Source organism: Actinoplanes sp. NPDC049802, from assembly GCF_040656595.1.
In the GTDB taxonomy this organism is placed as follows: Bacteria; Actinomycetota; Actinomycetes; order Mycobacteriales; family Micromonosporaceae; genus Actinoplanes.
In genome coordinates this window covers 23,701-40,103 of record NZ_JBFAMR010000047.1, presented here as the reverse complement: position 1 = coordinate 40,103, position 16,403 = coordinate 23,701, and the positions used below count along the sequence as shown (strand labels likewise).

Annotated in this window: 18 protein-coding genes and 1 tRNA gene; 10 read left to right on the top strand and 9 right to left on the bottom strand. The window is 70.8% G+C overall.

From position 1 onward, the window contains the following. Window positions 1–68: 68 nt before the first annotated feature. Window positions 69–320, bottom strand: coding sequence for a hypothetical protein (locus tag AB0I88_RS27640; RefSeq protein WP_361030619.1), 252 nt, complete (start codon window positions 318–320; stop codon window positions 69–71). Window positions 321–671: 351 nt separating this feature from the next. On the opposite strand from AB0I88_RS27640, the gene AB0I88_RS27635 reads away from it, so the two are divergent. Both AB0I88_RS27635 and AB0I88_RS27630 read left to right on the top strand, forming a co-directional pair. Then, window positions 672–1,025, top strand: a complete 354-nt coding sequence (locus tag AB0I88_RS27635; RefSeq protein WP_361030616.1) for a hypothetical protein — start codon at window positions 672–674, stop codon at window positions 1,023–1,025. A 149-nt stretch (window positions 1,026–1,174) separates the two neighbouring features. Next, window positions 1,175–2,464 (top strand): polysaccharide deacetylase family protein, encoded by a 1,290-nt coding sequence (locus tag AB0I88_RS27630; protein ID WP_361030613.1) that lies wholly within the window; start codon window positions 1,175–1,177, stop codon window positions 2,462–2,464. 77 nt (window positions 2,465–2,541) lie between these two features. Here AB0I88_RS27630 and AB0I88_RS27625 read toward each other — a convergent pair whose 3' ends face one another. Continuing rightward, window positions 2,542–3,420 (bottom strand): aldo/keto reductase, encoded by an 879-nt coding sequence (locus tag AB0I88_RS27625; RefSeq protein ID WP_361030611.1) that lies wholly within the window; start codon window positions 3,418–3,420, stop codon window positions 2,542–2,544. A gap of 822 nt (window positions 3,421–4,242) precedes the next feature. Beyond that, window positions 4,243–5,244 (bottom strand): nitronate monooxygenase, encoded by a 1,002-nt coding sequence (locus AB0I88_RS27620; protein ID WP_361030608.1) that lies wholly within the window; start codon window positions 5,242–5,244, stop codon window positions 4,243–4,245. 101 nt (window positions 5,245–5,345) lie between these two features. Here AB0I88_RS27620 and AB0I88_RS27615 point away from each other — a divergent pair, with 101 nt between their 5' ends. Beyond that, entirely contained in the window at window positions 5,346–5,510 is a 165-nt protein-coding gene (locus AB0I88_RS27615) for a hypothetical protein (RefSeq protein ID WP_361030605.1), read from the top strand. A gap of 22 nt (window positions 5,511–5,532) precedes the next feature. Beyond that, window positions 5,533–6,321, top strand: a complete 789-nt coding sequence (locus AB0I88_RS27610; RefSeq protein ID WP_361030602.1) for an SDR family NAD(P)-dependent oxidoreductase — start codon at window positions 5,533–5,535, stop codon at window positions 6,319–6,321. Between the two features lie 294 nt (window positions 6,322–6,615). Here the strand turns inward: AB0I88_RS27610 and AB0I88_RS27605 are convergent, their stop codons facing one another. The 3 genes from AB0I88_RS27605 to AB0I88_RS27595 all read right to left on the bottom strand — a co-directional run bounded on the left by AB0I88_RS27605 (window position 6,616) and on the right by AB0I88_RS27595 (window position 8,744). Then, complete coding sequence (locus AB0I88_RS27605) at window positions 6,616–7,812, bottom strand: VWA-like domain-containing protein (RefSeq protein ID WP_361030599.1); 1,197 nt, start codon at window positions 7,810–7,812, stop codon at window positions 6,616–6,618. A gap of 172 nt (window positions 7,813–7,984) precedes the next feature. Then, window positions 7,985–8,062 (bottom strand) — tRNA-OTHER (locus AB0I88_RS27600). A gap of 43 nt (window positions 8,063–8,105) precedes the next feature. After that, on the bottom strand, window positions 8,106–8,744 hold the full coding sequence (locus tag AB0I88_RS27595; protein WP_361030596.1) for a TetR/AcrR family transcriptional regulator C-terminal domain-containing protein: 639 nt from the start codon (window positions 8,742–8,744) through the stop codon (window positions 8,106–8,108). Between the two features lie 50 nt (window positions 8,745–8,794). On the opposite strand from AB0I88_RS27595, the gene AB0I88_RS27590 reads away from it, so the two are divergent. Continuing rightward, the gene (locus AB0I88_RS27590; protein ID WP_361030594.1) at window positions 8,795–9,442 is read left to right on the top strand and encodes a DUF4386 domain-containing protein; all 648 of its coding nucleotides are present in this window, start codon (window positions 8,795–8,797) and stop codon (window positions 9,440–9,442) included. On the opposite strand, the gene AB0I88_RS27585 is transcribed toward AB0I88_RS27590, so the two are convergent. Then, window positions 9,403–9,918 carry a helix-turn-helix transcriptional regulator gene (locus AB0I88_RS27585; protein ID WP_361030591.1) on the bottom strand — a complete coding sequence of 172 codons (516 nt, stop codon included), beginning with the start codon at window positions 9,916–9,918 and terminating at the stop codon, window positions 9,403–9,405. The genes AB0I88_RS27590 and AB0I88_RS27585 overlap by 40 nt on opposite strands. 77 nt (window positions 9,919–9,995) lie before the next feature. Here AB0I88_RS27585 and AB0I88_RS27580 point away from each other — a divergent pair, with 77 nt between their 5' ends. Further along, window positions 9,996–10,916 carry a hydrogenase expression protein HypE gene (locus AB0I88_RS27580; RefSeq protein ID WP_361030588.1) on the top strand — a complete coding sequence of 307 codons (921 nt, stop codon included), beginning with the start codon at window positions 9,996–9,998 and terminating at the stop codon, window positions 10,914–10,916. A 202-nt stretch (window positions 10,917–11,118) separates the two neighbouring features. After that, window positions 11,119–11,709, top strand: a complete 591-nt coding sequence (locus AB0I88_RS27575) for a hypothetical protein (protein ID WP_361030585.1) — start codon at window positions 11,119–11,121, stop codon at window positions 11,707–11,709. Between the two features lie 20 nt (window positions 11,710–11,729). On the opposite strand, the gene hypB is transcribed toward AB0I88_RS27575, so the two are convergent. Continuing rightward, entirely contained in the window at window positions 11,730–12,389 is a 660-nt protein-coding gene (gene hypB, locus AB0I88_RS27570; RefSeq protein ID WP_361030582.1) for a hydrogenase nickel incorporation protein HypB, read from the bottom strand. A 1-nt stretch (window position 12,390) separates the two neighbouring features. After that, complete coding sequence (locus AB0I88_RS27565; RefSeq protein WP_361030579.1) at window positions 12,391–12,720, bottom strand: hydrogenase maturation nickel metallochaperone HypA; 330 nt, start codon at window positions 12,718–12,720, stop codon at window positions 12,391–12,393. Window positions 12,721–12,985: 265 nt separating this feature from the next. Between AB0I88_RS27565 and AB0I88_RS27560 the strand changes: the two genes are divergently transcribed. Genes AB0I88_RS27560 through AB0I88_RS27550 form a run of 3 tightly spaced genes read left to right on the top strand, consistent with a single transcriptional unit; the run spans window position 12,986 to window position 16,400 of the window. After that, window positions 12,986–14,743, top strand: coding sequence for a nickel-dependent hydrogenase large subunit (locus AB0I88_RS27560; protein ID WP_361030576.1), 1,758 nt, complete (start codon window positions 12,986–12,988; stop codon window positions 14,741–14,743). Beyond that, entirely contained in the window at window positions 14,740–15,942 is a 1,203-nt protein-coding gene (locus AB0I88_RS27555; protein ID WP_361030573.1) for a hypothetical protein, read from the top strand. The genes AB0I88_RS27560 and AB0I88_RS27555 overlap by 4 nt, the downstream gene beginning before the upstream one ends. Beyond that, entirely contained in the window at window positions 15,939–16,400 is a 462-nt protein-coding gene (locus AB0I88_RS27550) for a hydrogenase maturation protease (protein WP_361030570.1), read from the top strand. The genes AB0I88_RS27555 and AB0I88_RS27550 overlap by 4 nt, the downstream gene beginning before the upstream one ends. Window positions 16,401–16,403 lie beyond the last annotated feature (3 nt).

Here is a 16,403-nt window from a genome sequence, read left to right as displayed (position 1 = left end):
GACCTTAGACAACGAGGGTACGCACGTGAGCAGCGGTCGATCGCGGATCGCTCACGGACGGACAGCCGTCAGGGCCGCATCTCGTACGCCCCGGCCAGGGCGAGCACCTGCTCCCGGACGGCGTCGTCGCGCTCGGGGCCCGGCACCGGGCGGCGTACGTGGGCCAGCGCCCAGGCGGCCTGTTCCCCACCCAGCGGATGACAGCGCCGCCACCGACGGGCGTGTCCGTTCGCGGGCGGCGACGCCCTGTAGCCGATCTTGTTCGGCTGGTCGTGGGCGCGCCGTCGCTCGCCGGAGACAGCCGGGCGCTTCCGGGTCACTACTGTCGGCTCGGCTGCGGGGCGGCAGGCGGCTGAAACTCACTGCCCGGCTCACCGGTAGAGTCGAGGGCACGGCTCCCGTATCCAGTCGCAGGTCGCCATCGGAGGCGCGATGACCGCTCGGCTGGCCGGACGCCGATGAGAAGACACGCGTTTCGGGCATGAGCCGTACGGCGGGACGCGTCCAGCAGCCCGCCGCAACGGTCTCGACAAGCTTCGCCGCCGCTTGGCCGTTCACCTGGCCGGCGCGCACGAGGCTCGATCGCTGCCTAACCTTGAATGAACCACCCAGAGGACAAGCAGTGGCTCCTTCGGCTCTGTCCTGTTACCACCTGTGAAGGAATACAACGCATGATCAGTGTGCAGGAGCTCGCCCGGCGACTCAGCGATCTCGGCCCCCAGACGGTGACCAGCCATGACGTCGAGGATTTGGCCGATGCGGCGGGTGTGCGTATCGACCCGGGCCGGGGAATCGACGCCGGCCAGGCCAAACAGATACTGGACCTGATGTCGCCGCCGGTGCCTTTCAGCGCGGCCGCGATGGTGGCGTCGCCCTGGCCGCCGCCGGAGGCCGTCCGCCCCGCCGTTGCTCCGATGGTGTTCTCCAGCCCCGGCACCGTCGACGCCCCGTCCGACCTGCCGGCGCGCCCCCGCAGATCCGGGCAGTCACATCCGGAGCGGCCCCGCTCACGGCGACCCCGGTGAGCACCAGCGACTCGTAGGCGGGAGTCGGCTGTTCGAACCGGTGGTTCTCACTCGGCAACTGCCGGCTGACAGGCGTCCTCCCCCAGGCACAGGATCGTCGGATACCGTAGCGCCGATCATCGAAGAGTCTGCATGGAGGACATTCCCTGATGCCGATCATCGCGCCGCGGCAGATTCCGACCTGGGCACCAGCCGAGCGGCCGATTGAAAACTTCCAAGAGGGTCATAAATGGACCGCCACGGGCAGCAACCTCGGGTCGTCGAACCTCAACGACACCAGTGAGTTCGTGCGCGGCACGCAATGCGCGTCCATCACCACCGCCGGCAACGCCACCGCAACCGTTCAGGAGCAGGCCAACATCCAGCTGCTGGGCGGTCCGGCACGCGATCTCAACAATCGAGCGATTCGACTGACGTTCAAGGTCGACGACACCAGCAAGCTGCGGTGGATCAACTTCTACGTCGGGACGTCCGCCTTCGCGAACAACTTCAGATGGCGGATCTACACCAGACAAAGCACCCAGAATTGGGTCCAGTCCGGCGAATGGGTCATTGTCACGCTGCAATGGGGCGACCTGTCAGGAGCCGGCGGCAACTACACGTTGTCGGCCAATCGAGTGCCGTCCACGCGAAGCGGCTTCACCGATATGCGGTTCTCGGTCATCGATGCCGGCACCGGACCGTGTCACGTCAAGCTGCAGTCGGTCGAGTTCATCGCGGACACGAGGGTGACCTACCCCAACGGCCTGGTGTCGATCACCTTCGACGACTCCTGGTCGGACGTTTTCGACAACGCCCGGCCCGCGATGGACACCTATGGGTTCCGCGGCACCACCTACACGATCGCCGAGCACATCGGCAAGGCCGGCCGCTACACGCTGCCGCAGCTCAAGGCTGCGCAGAACAACTCCGGTTGGGAGGTTGCCGGGCACTCGTTCAAGGCCGCCGCACACGAGAAGCGCTACGACGGCGATACCGCGGAGGCGGTCGATGCCGACGCAGCCGGCCTGCGCGGCTGGCTGGTCGACAACGGCTTCCGCAGCGACTCCTTCGCCTACCCCGGCGGCCGATTCGGTAAGACGACCGACGGCGTACCGGTCGAATCGATTGTCGCGCGGTACTTCTCTACCGGCCGATCGATCATCGCCGAGGACAACCGCGAGATTCCCAGCGCGCCGATGCCGCACCGGCTGCGGTCACTGACCGGCATCAGTTCGTACAGTACGGGCGCTGCCAACCCGCTCACGCTGACCCAGCCCGGCGGCATGCTCGACCGTGCGCAGCTGGCGGGTGGTTGGCTGATCTTGTGTTTCCACCGGGTGGTGACCACCAATCCGACCGACCCCGCCCAGTGCTCCAAGAACGATTTCGAATCGATCATGAAAGCTATCGCGAACCGCGGTATTCCAGTCCTGCCGGTCGGCGAGGTCATGAAGTGACCGCACGCCACTTCCCGTCGGGAAGTGGCAGCGGCCGTGCCGCGCTTCCTTCGGAAGGGAGCGCGGCACGGCCGGGTTCACGAACGCAGACCCTCGACGTGCTCGATCATCCGGGCGCGCTGCTCGGCATCGGGCAGAGGGCCGCGAAGCGCCGCCATGTTCTCCCGCACCTGAGCGACACTCCCGGCAGGCGGAAGAACCACCGTGACGGCCGGATCAGCCAGAACATACTTCAGGCAGAACACTCTCCACGTGAGGGCACCGAAGGCGGCAGCCCACCGGGGCACCGGACGGCCATCGACGAAATCCTCGGCCGGCAGGTTCACCACGACACCGATGCCGCGTTGCACGGCGAGCGGCAGCACGTCCTCCTCAGCTTCCCTGTCAAGGATCGAGTACCGGAGGCGGACCACGTCCACCTCGGCGTTGCGCATCAGGATCTCGAGCGCCGGGTGATACCGGCGCTCTGCGTGCCCGACGCCGATGTGCCGGATCCTGCCGGCCCGCTTCCATTCACCGAGCAGCGGCAGCACATCCTGAACGTCGACCAGATCATCGACATGCAGGAGGTCGATGACGTTGCGGCGCAGCCGCCGGCGGAATGAGTCCAGCTGCTCGCCGAGCATCCGCCACTGCTCCTCGCCGGCGCCGGTCCAGAGCCTCCGGCTGACGAACATGTCGCCGGTGATACCCGACTCCACGGCAGTCTTGCCGAACCGGGCCTCGACCGAGCCATCCAACCGTGAAGTGTCGATCACCCGGCCACCGGCGCCCCAGAACGCTGCCAGCACAGCCGGCAGGTCCGACTTCTCGTCGGCGGCCAGACCGACAGCCGGCAGCTTCCTCCTGGTCCGCCCCAGATCGCGGACCGTGTCACCCTGATGCTCGATCTCTGCGGCCCGCGCGACGCTGATCGGCCCGGCCACACTCGACGCGAGCGTACCGGAACCGGTCACCAGACCGGCTGCCAGCACACGCCGCCTCGTGACCCGGCCAACCAAAGACGCCGCCGGTACCTGATCCACAGATGTCACGTCGCACCTCCGTGCACACCACCGGCCGCATCCGACAACCGCCGTGCAGGTAGCACGGTGGTCGAACACGGACCCTAACCTCCCCTGCACAGAGAGGCCTCGACTGATCGGGGTCAGTGAAAGGAAGGTTCACCTGGCCGGCAAGGTTAGAGATCATTCCTCAGTCCGCCGCCGGACAGGCTTGCATAAACTGATCAACTGAAATCGACCGTGACAGCAACGGAGCTGCCCAACCAGCCCGTCCAGCACACGGCGCCAGACAGGGCCGTTGCGTTCTCGCGGGAGGACGCTCCGAGCTGGGATGACGTCGAGGGATCGGCCCCACCGGTCTTGGTGCCCTGCGTCTTGACCTGGTTGAACGCGTCAGTCTGGGTGGTGACCGTCTGCCCGTTCCTGGTGGTGGACTGCAGGGTCCTCGGGGCGTGTACCGGTAGGTGGCGCCGGCGGTGTCGGACACCAACTGGTTGCGCTGGTCGTAGACGAACGTCGTGGTGCCCGCTTGTGCCCGGTTACCGGAATCGTCGTAGGCGTACACCACCGGGGTGGTGCCGTTGTCCCACAGGGTCAGCCGGTTGGCGAGGTCGTACTCGTAAGTGTTGGCCGACGCCCCGTTGAACCCGGTGGTCGTCTTCTTCTTCGGGCCGTAGTTGAGATTCCATTCGGTCGCCGTGCTCGATGGTCGACGTTGCGGGGACCGCGATGACCGATATGGGGTTCAACGTGCCCGAGTGGGAGACAAGCCGGTCAACTCAGTGACGCTATGATCTCCGCGACCGGAGCGGGGCGGGCCGCCGCGAAGCCGGTGCCGGCCCACAGGTTGAGCGCCCCGGCGTCGCCCTGCTCGGCTGCCGCCGCACGGATCGGCGCGGTCAGATGGTGCACGGCCGGATAGCCGACCGGCGCGACCGCCGAGTACTCGTCGGTGAACCGGTTCCGCAGCGCCCGCGCCGGCTGCCCGGTGAACGCCCTGGTCACCACGGTCTCGCGGGCGCCCGACGACAGCATCGCGGCCCGCTGCGCCGGGCGGGTGCCGGCCTCGTCGGCCAGGAGGAACACGGTGCCCGCCTGCACCGCGACGGCGCCCGCCGCCAGCACCGCGCGCACGTCCCGGGCGGATCCGGCGCCACCGGCCACGATCACCGGCACGTCGGTCACCGCCCGGATCGCCGCGAGGATCTCCAGCGCCGTCGTGGTCCCCCGGTAGCCGGCCGGGCTCGTCGTCGAGGCGTGGCCGCCGGCCGTCCCGGCTTGCGCGATCAGCAGATCAGGCGCCACGGCCAGAGCCGGCACGGCTTCCGCCGCGGATGTCACGGTCACTGCGACGAGGCTCCCGGCCGCCTGTGACGCCGCCACGACATTTCTCTCCGGTACGCCGAACGTGAAACTGACCAGCGGTGGCGCGTACGCGGTGGCGAGGTCCACCTTCGCGTCGAAGTGGTCGTCGTCGCGCAGGCGCAGCGGGGGCAGGTCCACCCCGTACCGGTCGGCCTCGGCCTGGAGCAGGCGGCGGTAGCGTTCCAGGGCGGCGACGTCGGATGGCGGGCGGGACGGGACGAAGATGTTCAGCCCGTATCCGACACCCGCGGACCGGACGGCGCGCAACTCGTCCTCCACCGCCTCGGGGGACTTGTAACCGGCCGCCAGCAGACCGAGGGCGCCGGCCCGGCCGGCGCCGATCACCAGCGCGGGGGTGGACGGGCCGCCGGCCATCGGGGCGACCACCAGAGACCGGATCAGATCACGCATTCGCCGACCCTATTACGCCTGCTCAACACCGGGACGAAACGCGGTCGTGCTTCGCGGGCGGCACCAGGAATGGCCGCCCGGATGCGGGGAACAGAGGTCGTATGACCCAGCCTGATGACGACGCGCGTGCCCCTGACGACGACGCCCCCGCGCCCGGTGACGAGACTCGCCTGCCCGGCGATGTGAGCGGCGCCGCGGACCCTGCCCTGCCGGACGACCCGGAGCCCGCCGATCTCAGCGGAACGACCATCGAGCCCACCGACTAGACAGCGTCCGGAAGGAGATTCCATGGGAACCCCCACCAAGCTCGCCGCCGTCACCGGTGCGTCCAGCGGCATCGGCCACGAACTGGCCCGGCAGTTCGCGAAGAACGGATACGACCTGGTCGTCGTGGCCGAGGACGCCCGGATCCACGAGACCTTCCACGACCTCGGGGTGACCGTCGAGGCGGTGCAGGCCGATCTGGCCACCTACGAGGGAGTCGAACGATTCTGGGCCGCCGTCACCGCCACCGGGCGGCCGCTCGACGCGATCGCCATCAACGCCGGTGTCGGTGTCGGCGGGCCCTTCGCCGAGACCGGCCTCGACGACGAGTTGCGGCTCGTCGACCTGAACGTGCGGTCGTCGGTGCACCTCGCCAAGCGGGCCGTCCGCGCCATGGTGGCCCAAGGGTCGGGCCGGATCCTGTTCACCTCGTCCATCGCGGCGACCCAGCCGGGACCGTTCGAAGCGGCGTACGCGGCGTCGAAAGCGTTTCTGCTCTCCTTCTCCGAGGCGTTGCGGGAGGAACTGGCGGCCGAGGGTGTGACGGTCACCGCGCTGATGCCCGGGCCCACCGACACCGAATTCTTCGAGCGTGCCGGGATGACCGACACCCGGGTCGGGGCCGGCGACAGCAAGGACGACCCGGAACGGGTCGCCGAACAGGCCTTCGAAGCCCTGATGAAAGGCAAGGACCATGTGGTCGCCGGGTCGGTCACCAACCGGCTGCTCGCGGGGGCGTCCAAGGTGACCCCGGAGACCGTCAAGGCCCGCGTCCACCGGGCCATGTCGGAGCCGGGCTCCGGTACGGACTGAGGTCACGCCCGTACCGGATCGGTGAACCGTCTCCCGGCGCGCAGGCCGTTGATCAGCCGCGACACGGCGGCCGGCCCGTCCTGCGCGCCGGCCCAGCGGCTGACCACACGGGGCGGCCCACAGGTTGGCCCATCGACGGCTGCGCGCTCCGCGACGGCAGGCGCTGCCCGCCCGGCGGCGCCGGACCGCGAGGCCCGGCCGTCCCGCTCCCCCGGCGGCTCATGGAGCGCGGGCGATGTCCACGGCCGTGCCGCCGGGGGAGGAACCGTTTGCTCAGGCAGCAGCGAGCGCCGGTCACGGCCCGGCGGCGCCGGCCGGCAAGGGGATCCGGATCGTCTCGATCCAGGACGGTGGGTCATCGCCGCCGTCGCCGATCAGCCCGGCGACGACCCGGACCTGACCGGGCCGGACCTCCGGCCACGGGGTGTGGCCGTCGGTCAGGACGATGACGATGTGTGGTCGTTCCGGTCCTTTCATGGCCTGTTCGATGCCGACGCGCATGTCGGTGCCGCCGCCTCCTTCCAGCACGACGTCGCCGACGGTGGCGGCCCGGCGAACCGCGTGTACGTCGGCGTCACAGGCGAGCACGGTCACCCGGTTGCGGCCGATGCCGACCGCCCGGAGCACCCCGGCGACCTCGCCGAGCACGGCCCGCAGCTCCTCGTCGCCCATCGAACCGGACGTGTCGACGACCACCGCCACCCGCGGCATCGGGCGGCGCAGGCTCGGCAGCACCACCCGGGGGACGGCGGCCCCGCGCCGTGACGGGCGCTGATAGGTGTAGTCGACCGCCCCGGAAGCCCACGATGCCGCCTCGCGGATCGCACCGGTGAGTGCCCGCCGCCAGTCGACCGTGGGTTCGAGGATCGCGTCGGCCCAGCGCCGCCACCCCGCCGGGATCCGGCCCCGTCCCTTCGCGTGGGCCCGCATCTCCTGGGCGGTCAGCCGGCGGATCGCGGCCGCCTCGACCCCGCTGACCCGGGCCGCGTCCGAGGACTCCCACGGCATGGGGCGGCCGTGCGCGCCGGATCCGCACTCCAGGTGGCGGTGACCGGCCGGGATGCCGGGCAGGTACTGCTCGAACATCCGGCCGTCGGGAAGGCCGAACATCTCCGGGCGCATGGCTCCGGACGGCAGCGACGAGAGATCGTCGTTGATCTCGCAGTCCTGGGCGACGTTGACCCGGTGATGGTCGTGCCGGTATTCGGGGACGAGCAGCGCGGCCCGCCCGTGATGGTCACGCAGCAGGTGGGCCGCCTCGTGAATCCAGACGGCTGCCAGCTCGTGCACCGGCGTGGCCGCCACGAAACGGGGATTCACGTAGCAGCGCCAATGCCGGTCCACCCCCATCGTCGGCACATCGACGCTCGGCACGACGGTCAGGCTGAAGAGTGCGGACGCCAGATAGGGCTGGCCGCCGGCCGCCTTGAGCCGTGCGGCCAGCAGTTTCGTCCGGTCGAGGTGCTGCGCCGCGGTGCCGGCCCGCTCCACGGCCCCGGCCGGCCGGGTGTCCGAGCGGCCGGCGGATGCCGGATCGGCTCGGGCGCCGCGAGCCGGCCGAGGATGCCGTCGAAGTCGCCGGGGTCGGCCAGGCCGCGATCCGGATCGCTGATGGCCGGGCATCGGATGATCATGCCGACGTCTCCCCGCGGTCGTGGTCGGGTGGCGAAGCGGCCGGATTCGAACCGGCGTCCTCCTGCTCGATGCCAAGGCGCGACGACCTCTGCGCTACGACTTCGCCGTGCCGGAGCATACGCGGCGCCACCGGCATCTCCGTGCGGTTCTCAGCCGCGCAGCCGTTCGAGTCCGTCGAGCAGCAGGTCCAGCGTGAACTCGAACTCGACCCGGCTGTCGCACCAGCCGAGCTCGGTCTCGTGGGTCTCGCTGGCGACCATGGCGGTGAGGTGCGGCAGGACGTCGGCGACGGCGCTCAGGTCCTCGTCGGCGCCGTCGCCGGCCGAGGTGCTGAACATCTCCTGGACGAAGCCGAGCGGCATGCTCCCGAAGGCGTGCAGCGCCCGGTGGGCCAGCCGGTAGGTGAATCCGCCCTCGACGAGGGTGCCGAGGATCGCGTCGTAGTAGAGGTAGACGCCGAACGGCACGGACCCGCGCGAGCCGAGCAGGCCGGGGCCCCACGGGTGGCGCAGCATGACCTCCCGGGCGGCGAGGAACCGGCCGCGCAGCCGGGACCGCCAGTCTCCGGCCTCGACCCGGCCGACGGCGTCGAGGATTTCGGCGACCAGGGTCTCGGCGACGCCGTCGAGGAGGGCGTCCTTGCCGCGCAGGTGGTGGTAGAGCGACATGGCCTCGACGCCCAGGTCGGCTCCGAGGCGGCGCATGGTGACGGCGGCGAGCCCGTCGGCGTCGGCGATCGTGACGGCGGCCGCCAGGACGCGTTCGCGGCTGAGCGGTTCCTTGCGCACGGCTGCTACCTTACACAGTAAGACCAGCCTTACGACGTAAGGGAAGAATCATGCCCTCGCTTCGCACCGCTCGGATGACCGGCGCCTTCTATCTCGCACTCGCCGTCACCGGGATGATCGGATTCCTGCTGTTGCGCCCCCGCCTCGACGAGGGGGCGGCCGTCGCCGAGCACCCCACCCTGGCCCAGGCCATGGTGTTCGTCGAGTTGCTCACCGTGCTCAGCCAGGCGCTCGCCGCCGCCTGGTTCTACCGGCTGTTCCGTTCCGCCGACCCGGTGAGCGCCGCCGGCGTCGCCGCGTTCGGTGTGGTCAACGCGGTGGTGATCCTCGTCAGCGCGGCGATGCTGAGCACCGCCGCCACGACTGATCCGGCGACCTCGAAGACCCTGTTCCTGATCAGCGAGAACCTCTGGTCGGTCGGCGGGATCTTCTTCGGGCTCTGGCTCATCCCGATGGGCACGGCCGTGCTGAGCACCGGCTGGATGCCCCGCGCCCTGGGCTGGGTGCTCGTCGCCGGCAGTGTCGGCTACGTGGCCAGCGCCCTGGTGAAGGCCCTGGCCCCGGACGCCGCGACGGTCGCCGACCTGCTGACCTTCCCGGCCTCGGTCGGCGAGTTCTGGATCGTCGGCTATCTGCTGATCTTCGGCGTCAAGGAGCGTCAGAGCGGCGGTTCACCGAAGGTCGATCTGATCCGGTGAAAGTCGCGCAGCCGCGGCTCGGTCGCCCCGGAGACCCAGCGGCTGACCGTCTTGGCGGACACCTCGAGCCGCCGGGCCGCCGCCTCCAGAGTCAGCCCCTCCGCGCGTAACCGGCCCGCGAACCAGGCGGCGAACGACGGCGGCGCCGGCACGGCCACCCGGGTTCCCCGGGCCGGCTGTTCCGGCGCCTTCTCCACCGCCGGTGCGGCCGGCGCGGACGACGAGCTGAGCACGTCGATCTCGGCGCCGGACGGGAAGACCCGCAGCGACACCTGGATGGACGGGCTCACCCCGGCGGCGTCGAGCAGCACGTCGGCGACCCGCTCGCAGAGGTTGCGCACGTCCTCGTCGGACACCGGCGTGCCGGTCAGCTGCCGCCGCAGGAAGGCCCGCACGTCGGGCAGCGCCGACGGCCGCGCCGGGAACGCCTGCGCGACCACGGTGAGCGGCAGGATCTCGACATCCGGCAGCGGCACGCCCCCGATGGTACGGAAACCGGCCGTACCCGAACGAGTGACAACGAACGTGACGGATACCCGCCTAGGCTGAACCGATGCTGCACGTCCTCTGGATGAACGGCGGGCTCAGTTGCGACGGCGAGTCGGTGGCGATCACCGCGGCCACCCAGCCGAGCATCGAGGATCTGGTGCTGGGCGCGCTGCCCGGGGTGCCGCCGATCGAGTTGCACTGGCCGTACCTGGACTTTCAGAACGGCCCGGCCTTCATGGATTGGTTCCACCGGGCGGCCCGTGGCGAGCTGGAGCGGTTCGTCCTGGTGGTCGAGGGGTCGATCGCGGACGAGACGAACAAGGCGGCCGGTTACTGGACCGGTTTCGGCGACGATCCGCGGACCGGTCAGCCGATCACCGCGGCCGAGTGGCTGGACCGGCTGGCACCGAAGGCGTCGGCGATCCTCGCGGCGGGCACGTGCGCGGCGTACGGCGGGATCCACGCAATGGCCGGGAACCCGACCGGGGCGATGGGCGTGCCCGACCACCTGGGCTGGGACTGGCGGTCACGGGACGGGGTGCCGCTGGTGTGCGTGCCGGGCTGCCCCACCCACCCGGACAACCTGACCGAGACGCTGATGCATCTGATCGTCCACGTCGCCGGGGACGGCCCGCCGCTGGACCTGGACGAGGAGCTGCGGCCGCGGAAGCTGTTCGAGTCGACGGTGCACTCCGGATGCGACCGGGCGTCCTTCTATGACCAGAGCGACTTCGCGGGCGGCCACGGGTCCCAGGCGTGCCTGGTCAAGGTGGGCTGCTGGGGCCAGGTGGTGCGGTGCAACGTGGCGAAACGGGGCTGGATCAACGGGGTGGGCGGCTGCCCGAACGTCGGCGGCATCTGCATCGGCTGCACGATGCCCGGCTTCCCGGACAAGTTCCGGCCGTTCGCCGAGGATCCGGCGCCGGTGTTCGTCCCGCTGGAGCAGACGCTGCGGGGTTACACGCTGCGCGTCGCCGGCGACTGACCGGTCACCCGAAAGCGTAAGCACCGCCGCAACCCCCGGACAGAACTGTCCGGTCGGGGGCGCTGAGCAGGGCGAACGCGAGCCGGAGGGCCGGCCAGAGGTGGGCGGACAGCCTTGGGTCTGGCCGCGCCCTCCACCGGTCGGGCAGCGTCAGGACCGCGCCGGCAGTCCGGCGTCTCACGGATCCCCAAGGAGTGAAACAGTGTTCTGGCGACGAATCTCCGCGCACCGGGCCCTGGCGGCACACAACTCCGGCCGGTGGACCGGCATCCACGTGCTCGGCCGTCGCTCCCGCAGGTGGCTGTCGCCGTGCGTTCCCGCCCCGTACCCGCAAGCCGTCTTCCTCGAGCCGGAGAGCGCCTGGTGGGACGCCCAGCAGGAGAGCGGGCCGGTGACCGTGGCGGTGCTGAACGAGGGCGACGCGGCCGCGGCGCTCGACCGGCTCGCCGAACTCGCCGACGGCCCGCTGCTGCTGGTGGTCGGCTGGGTGGACGCCGACACGCTGATCAGGGGCCTGGCCCGGCGGCTGCCGCACTGCCGGATGATGGTGCTGCCGGCCCACCCCGGCGAGGACTGGCTGCGCGGCAACACCCCGACCGTGGCCCACTGCCTGCGCGACGGGGTCCTGCCGGTCCTGGTGACCCACGCGGCCGGCATCTCCGCGGTCGCCGCCGACCTCTCCGGCCGGCTGCACGCCGACCGGGTGCTCCGGGTCCAGCACACGCCGTCCGGCGCCGGCCTGCTGCCGGTCTGGCGTCGCGACGGATCCCTTCACCGGTACGCGGAGAGGTGATCCGTTCGCCCCGGTTCAACTCAGCCGATCATTGTGGTCAGCCACGCGTACCAGGCCGGGAGCCCGTCGCCGCGGGTGGCGGAGACGGTGAGGATCGCCGCCCGCGGATTGACCGCGGTGATGTGGCGGCGGCAGGTGTCCACGTCGAAGTCGACGTACGGCAGCAGGTCGGTCTTGTTGATCACGACGAGGTCGGCCACCGCGAACATGTACGGGTACTTGAGCGGTTTGTCCGCGCCCTCGGTGACCGACACGATCACCACCCGGGCGTCCTCGCCGAGGTCGAACAGGGACGGGCAGATCAGGTTGCCGACGTTCTCCACGAACAGCAGCGATCCGGGCGCGGGCGCCAGCTCGTCCAGGGCCCGCCGGGTCATCGCCGCGTCCAGGTGACAGCCGGCCCCGGTGTTGATCTGCGTGACCGGCGCGCCGGCCGCCCGGATCCGCTCGGCGTCGAGCGGTGTCCGCTGGTCGCCCTCGATCACCGCGACCGGGCGCCGCAGCTCCCGTACGGTCCGCTCCAGCAGGGTGGTCTTGCCCGACCCGGGCGAGCTCATCAGGTTGACCGCCCGGATCCGGCGCGCGGCCAGCAGGTCCCGGTTGGCTTGGGCCTGACGGTCGTTGCGGGCCAGCACCCGCTCCTCGAGCGTGACCGTGGTGACCGGCCCCTCCTCGCACACGTCAGGCCACCTCCATGGAGACGATGTGCAGCTCACGGCCGGTGGTGACGGTGACGTCGGCGCTGCCGCACGGGCACAGCGGGATCATGTCGGGAAGCCTCCGGTCGGTACGGCAGGACCGGCAGAACACCGTGGCCGGCCGCAGGTCGAGGTCGAGGGCGGCGCCGTGCGCGGCGGTGCCGGTGGCGGCCAGGTCCCAGCAGAGGCGCATGGCGTCCGGCAGTACCGCGGTGAGCGCTCCGATCCGGACGGTGACCCGCCGCACCGGCCGTCCCGCGGCGCGGGCGCAGACCGTGTCGACGATGTTCTCGGCTATCGCCAGCTCGTGCATGGCGCTTCGTCTCCCGCGTTGGTGACGCTGTACCCCGGTCAGGTGGCGCGGATTGACAGTCTTGCACGGCCGGGAGAACGCTGTTAGCGGCGTCACACCAAAGTGAAAGCGCAGCCGCCGGCGGCGCCGAGTCAGCGGGCTCAGGTTCGAACCCATGTCGGCGTCGCAGCGAAGCGGAGGTGGCGGGCATGAGCGAGCCTGCGAGCGAATCATCGGGCTCAGGGTCGAACTCATGCCGGCGCCGGAGCGAAGCGGAGGTGATGGCGTGAGTGGCGACCTGGTCGACATGGCCTGGGATCCGATCACCCGGATCGTGGGCAGCCTCGGCATCTACACGAAGATCGATTTCAAGCGGCGGGTGGTCGCCGAATGCCGCAGCACCAGCTCGATCTTCCGCGGCTACTCGGTCTTCATGAAGGGCAAGGACCCGCGCGACGCGCATTTCATCACCAGCCGGATCTGCGGGATCTGCGGCGACAACCACGCCACCTGCTCCTGCTACGCGCAGAACATGGCGTACGGCGTGAAACCTCCGCCGCTGGCCGAGTGGATCGTGAACCTGGGCGAGGCGGCCGAGTTCATGTTCGACCACAACATCTTCCAGGAGAACCTGGTCGGGGTGGACTACTGCGAGCGGATGGTCGCCGAGACCAACCCGGGTGTGCTGGAGCTGGCCAACCGGACGGCGGCGCCGCACGCCGGCGAGCACGGTTTCCGCACGGTCGGCGACATCATGCGCTCGCTGAACCCGTTCACCGGCGAGTTCTACCGGGAGGCGCTGCAGGTCAGCCGCCTGACCCGGGAGATGTTCTGCCTCATGGAGGGCCGCCACCCGCACCCGTCGACGCTGTTCCCCGGCGGGGTCGGCACGCAGGCGAGCACCCAGCTGATCACCGACTACCTGACCCGGCTGATGCGTTACGTCGAGTTCATGAAGAAGGCCGTGCCGATGCACGACGACCTGTTCGACTTCTTCTACACGGCGCTGCCCGGTTACGAGCACGTCGGTGACCGCCGGGTGCTGCTGGCCTGCTGGGGATCGTTTCAAGACCCGGAGCACTGCGATTTCCGGTACGCCGACATGGCCGCGTGGGGACGCAGGATGTTCGTCACGCCCGGGATCGTGGTCGACGGCAAACTGGTCACCACCGACCTCGTGAAGATCAATCTGGGGATCCGGATCCTGCTCGGCTCGTCCTACTACGACGACTGGGAGGACCAGGAGATGTTCGTGACGGCCGACCCGCTGGGCAACCCGGTGGACCGCCGCCACCCGTGGAACCAGCACACCAACCCGCGCCCGCAGAAACGCGACCTGGACGGCCGGTACAGCTGGGTGATGTCGCCGCGCTGGTACAACGGCAAGGACTATCTGGCCCTGGACACCGGCGGTGGACCACTGGCCCGGCTGTGGGCGACCGCGCTGGCCGGGACCGTCGACTTCGGCTACGTGCGGGCCACCGGCGACAGCGTGCGGATCGAACTGCCGAAGACCGCGCTCAAGGGGCCGGTCACGTTCGAGTGGCGGATCCCCCGCTGGAGCAACACCCTGGAACGCAACCGGGCGCGCAGCTACTTCCAGGCGTACGCGGCCGCCTGCGCCCTGTACTTCGCCGAGCGGGCGCTGGCCGAGATCCGGGCCGGCCGGACCCGCACCTGGGAGCCCTACGAGGTGCCCGAGGACGGCATCGGCTGCGGCTTCTCGGAGGCGGTCCGCGGCGCCCTGTCCCACCACATGGTCATCCGGGACGGGCGGATCGCCAACTACCACCCGTACCCGCCCACCCCGTGGAACGGCAGTCCCCGCGACAGCTTCGGCACCCCCGGCCCCTACGAGGACGCCGTCCAGGGCCAGCCGATCTTCGAGGAGAACGGCCGCGACGACTTCAAAGGCATCGACATCATGCGTACGGTCCGCAGCTTCGATCCCTGCCTGCCCTGTGGCGTGCACATGTACCTGGGCGGCGGCAAGAAGGTGGAGGTGCTGCACTCCCCCACCCAGTCGGCGGGGGTCACGGCGTGACCGGGCTGGACGCGGCCCGCGCGGTCGCCGACACCGTCCTCTACGAGGGCTACCTGCTCTACCCGTACCGGGCCGGGGCCGCGAAGAACCGGTCCCGCTGGCAGTTCGGGGTGCTCGGGCCGCCGTCGGCCGCCCCGGAGGCGTTCGCCGAGCCGCCGGACATGGCCATGCAGTGCCTGCTCAGCCCGGACGGGGCCGGCTGGGTGACGGTGCGCCTGCGGTTCCTCCAGGTGCAGAGCCGGCAGGTGGAACGGCGCCTCGCCGACGGCGGCCACCAGCCGGCCGAGCGCCTGCGGGTCGGCGAGACCACCCTGCTGACCTGGGACGAGGCCGTCGAACGGGAGATCACCCTGCCGGACCTGCCGGTGCACGGCGACGCCGAGTTCCCGGTGAACGTGCCCGGCGGAGTGGACGTCGAACCGGTCCACGACGGCGACGGACGGCCGGTGGGACGGGTCGTCCGCCGCCGGTGGCCGCTGACCGCCCGGGTCCGGACGTCGGTGCGGGCCGACGGCGGACTGCTGCGACTCACCGTCGCCGTCGCGAACGAGCACGCGGCGCCCGTACCGGACGCCGAGAGCGCGGCCCGGCACTCGCTGATCGCCGCGCACCTGCTGGTGGAGGCACACGACGCGGAATTCGTGTCGGTGCGCGAGCCGATCGACGCCGCCGGCCGATGCCGGCAGCATCGCTGCTGGCCGGTGCTGGCCGGGCCGCCCGGCGAGACCCGGCTGCTGCTGGGCGCGCCGATCATCTTGTACGACCACCCGCGCCTGGCCGGGCAGAGTCCCGGCGACCTGTTCGACGCGTGCGAGATCGACGAACTGCTGACCCTGCGGGTGCGGGCCATGACCGACGCGGAGAAGGCCGAGGCCCGGGCCACCGATCCGCGGGCCGCCGCGATCGTCGACCGCTGCGACGCCCTGGACGACGGCGCCCTGCTGCGCCTGCACGGCGCCCGCCTGGACACCGGCCCGATCGCCCGCGGCGCCCTGGTCCGGCTGCGCCCGGCCCGCCGCGCCGACGCGCAGGACATGTTCCTGGCCGGGCGGATCGCCTGCGTCAGCGAAGTGATCACGGACGTCGACGGTGGCACCCACGTGGCGGTCGTGCTGGTCGGCGACCCCGCCGCGGAACTGCACGAGGAGTACGGCCGCTTCCTCTACTTCGCCCCCGGCGAACTGGAGCCGGTGTCATGATCCTGATCGCCGGCATCGGCAACGTGTTCCTCGGCGACGACGGGTTCGGGCCGGAGGTCGCCCGGCGGCTGGCCGCCGGTGCTCCCCTGCCGGACGGGACCCGGGTCGCCGACTACGGCATCCGCGGCCTGCACCTGGCCCACGACCTGCTGGCCGGATACGACACGCTGATCCTGATCGACGCGCTGCCCGGCGACGGTACTCCCGGCCGGGTGGAGGTTCTCGAGGTGGATCCGTCCGGGGCCGGGGCGGGCGAACTCGACGGGCACGGCATGGATCCGCTCGCCGTGCTGGCCGCGGTGGCCCGCCTCGGTGGCACGCTGCCCGTCACCTATGTGGTCGGCTGCCGGATCGGCGCCGTCGACGAGGGCATCGGCCTGAGCGCGCCGGTCAGGGCCGCCGTCCCGGAGGCGGTCGCCGCCGTCCACGCCCTGCTCCGCGCGCCGGTCCGGGGGTGAGCG